The following is a 330-nucleotide window of genomic DNA, read 5'->3' on the forward strand; positions in this document are numbered from 1 at the left end:
TGATACCAACAAATGAAGAGATTGTTTTGAAAGAATTTATGGTTCCAGAAAACTTAACAACAGGAATTGATTTTGAGAAAGATTTAGATGTGGCATTAAATAATAGTTTATCAGCGAAATTAGCAGTGAATAAAGTAGATTATGCATCGGCCGAAAAGATAGTAGCGAGATCAAGTTTATTACCACAAATAGATGCATTTGGAACTTACGGAACATCAAAAGAGAGTCATCATTATGATAATAGTTTTGATAATGCAGAATGGAGAGGTGGAGTGAGTGTGAAGTGGGATGTATTCTCATTTGGAAGCACAATAGATCAGTATAGTGTAG

Annotated in this window: 1 protein-coding gene; it reads left to right on the forward strand. The window is 33.6% G+C overall.

Annotated elements, in window-relative coordinates:
- On the forward strand, positions 1–330 hold a 330-nt coding region (locus tag L992_RS13035; RefSeq protein WP_047396696.1), incomplete at both ends, for a TolC family protein.

The organism is Cetobacterium sp. ZOR0034 (assembly GCF_000799075.1).
Classification (GTDB): domain Bacteria; phylum Fusobacteriota; class Fusobacteriia; order Fusobacteriales; family Fusobacteriaceae; genus Cetobacterium_A.